This window comes from Bacteroides cellulosilyticus DSM 14838 (assembly GCF_000158035.1).
Lineage (GTDB): Bacteria > Bacteroidota > Bacteroidia > Bacteroidales > Bacteroidaceae > Bacteroides > Bacteroides cellulosilyticus.
The window spans coordinates 669,657-672,338 of record NZ_EQ973492.1; the positions used below are offsets into that span (position 1 = coordinate 669,657).

The 2,682-nt window shown below is 42.4% G+C and carries 3 protein-coding genes; all 3 read right to left on the reverse strand.

From position 1 onward, the window contains the following. A partial coding sequence (locus BACCELL_RS20835) for an alpha amylase C-terminal domain-containing protein (protein ID WP_007214041.1) occupies window positions 1-1,901 on the reverse strand: 1,901 nt, incomplete at its 3' end. Between the two features lie 29 nt (window positions 1,902-1,930). Continuing rightward, window positions 1,931-2,377 carry a NanQ anomerase/TabA/YiaL family protein gene (locus BACCELL_RS20840; RefSeq protein ID WP_007214042.1) on the reverse strand — a complete coding sequence of 149 codons (447 nt, stop codon included), beginning with the start codon at window positions 2,375-2,377 and terminating at the stop codon, window positions 1,931-1,933. Between the two features lie 39 nt (window positions 2,378-2,416). Beyond that, the coding region (locus BACCELL_RS20845; protein ID WP_007214043.1) for a DUF2461 family protein at window positions 2,417-2,682 on the reverse strand (266 nt) is incomplete at its 5' end.

Here is a 2,682-nt window from a genome sequence, read left to right on the forward strand (position 1 = left end):
GTGTCATCAGTCAATCCATTACCGCCATAAGCAGGATTATCCGTATTCAATACTACTTCATACGTACCCGGAGAAACCAGGAAGCCATAATCGGTAAATGACTGTTTGGGATTGAAATTGAACACAAAGACATAATCTTTACGCATATATGCCAATACCTGATCGCCGTCATTGTGCCAGATTTCCTGAACAGGTGTTGCCTGGAAAGCTTTCACGCTCTTAATGGTTTTGAGCATATCAGCATCAAAGTCGGCCATATAATGGTAAGTAAGATTCTTGTTATCTACCAAATCCCACTGACGGCGGGCATACTTGCATGACCATCCATTACCTTCACGTGGAAAATCAATCCATTCGGGATGACCGAATTCGTTGCCCATGAAGTTAAGATAACCACCATTGATAGTACTCGAAGTCAGTAAACGTATCATCTTGTGAAGAGCAATACCACGATTTACTGTGTAGTTTTCATCACCTTTCTGCATATGCCAGTACATATCGGCATCTATCAGACGGAAGATAATCGTCTTATCGCCCACTAATGCCTGGTCGTGACTTTCTGCATAAGATATGGTCTTTTCATCTTTACGACGATTGGTTACTTCCCAGAACATGCTGGACGGTTTCCAGTCTTCGTCTATTTTTTCTTTGATGGTCTTGATCCAATAATCGGGGATATTCATCGCCATACGGTAGTCGAAACCATAGCCCCCGTCTTCAACTTTAGCTGCAAGACCGGGCATTCCCGATACTTCCTCGGCAATCGTTATTGCTTTAGAATTTACTTCGTGGATAAGTTTGTTGGCAAGTGTCAGGTAGCAAATGGCATTGTCATCCTGATGGCCATTGAAATAGTCTCCATAATTACAGAAGGCTTCACCCAGTCCGTGACTATAATAGAGCATAGATGTTACACCATCGAACCGGAAGCCGTCGAATCCGTATTCCTCAAGCCAGTACTTACAATTAGAAAGAAGAAAATGGATAACTTCATTTTTTCCATAGTCGAAACAAAGTGAGTCCCAAGCCGGATGTTCACGTCGTGCGCCGGGGTAGAAGTATTGATTCGGATCACCGGCAAAATTGCCCAAGCCTTCCACTTCATTCTTTACTGCATGAGAATGAACGATGTCCATAATCACTGCAATACCCAATCCGTGTGCGGTATCGATCAACTCCTTCAATTCTTCCGGAGTACCGAAACGGGAAGAAGCAGCAAAGAAACTGGATACATGGTAACCGAAACTACCGTAGTAGGGATGTTCCTGAATTGCCATGATTTGAATGCAATTGTATCCGGCTTTAGCTATGCGCGGAAGAGTTTTTTCACGGAACTCGTTGTAAGTTCCTACTTTATCTTCCTGTTGCGCCATACCGATATGGCATTCGTAGATAAGCAAAGGATCCGTATTAGGTTTAAATGTACGCTTCTTTACTTTATATGGCTTTTCCGGTGACCAGACCTGCGCACTGAAAATCTTGGTTTGCTCGTCTTGTACCACCCGTGTTGCCCAGGCAGGAATACGTTCTCCGCAACCGCCTTCCCAATGTACAATGAGTTTGTATAAGTCGCCGTGTCTCATGGCATCTGCCGGGAGTTTGATTTCCCAAACACCATAATCCTTACGTTTCAGACTGTACTTTTTCAGTTCTTTCCATTCATTGAATGTGCCCACAATAAATATTTCTGTGGCGTTGGGTGCCCATTCACGGAAAATCCAGCCGTCAGCAGTACGGTGAAGTCCGAAATATAAATATCCCGAGGCAAAATCAGACAAAGTCTGTTTCCCTTTGTTCGTCAGTTCAGCCTCTTTGTCTAATACATGCTGATGACGGCCTTTGATGGCATCTTCGAAAGGTTCCAGCCAGGGGTCGTTTTTGATCAAATTCAATGTTTCCATAAAGGATGAGTTTTTGATTGATTGGATTATTATGCTTTCACTTTCACAATGACTTTCTTCACACCGTCAGGAGAAATGCCGGGAGCATGTCCGTCTTGGGGGAAGAATATAGCAAACATTCCAGGTTTTACAGTGATATAAGTTTCAGCCAATCCTTCAAAGAAAGTAATATCTTTCTCTGCATTGTAGGGAGCATCAGCGGGTACGCAATCTTTTCCTGCGGTATAGCCCATTACTTCCGCACCGGAGAGAGGAATCTGGATATCTATAAATTCATTGTGTGTTTCCAGTTTGGCTTGTTCTTTAGCTTTAGGGGTAGTTTGAGCTACGTTTACAACCAGGTCTTTACCTTTCAGTTCGGTTTTGCCAACTTCCATTGCGTTCAAGTCATGTGATTGCAAGAATTCAATAGCTTGGGCGAACAAGGGGTTCAACGATGCATATTTTTCTAAATTTTCTAATCTATCTACTACCATAGCTTTAATGTTTTAAGTTAGTTATATTATTATCAAATTTTATTCAAAGTCGTCAATCGTGTAGTTCAGGAAATCAGCAAAAGGTTTCATTTGCTTGAAGATTTCCGCCGTACGATCCACGCAATCGGATGCCAGAAAGAAGCTGTCCGGTTGATTGCAGTAACAGGTATATTCCTTGCATTTCAGATATTGTACATATTCAAAATCCTTTGGAAATCCTTTGGGAGCTGTTTTCAGGAAGTCTTCGCCTATTACCGGGAAGTATTGCTTGAAATCCGGATTTTCAACTATACCGCGAAATTCGT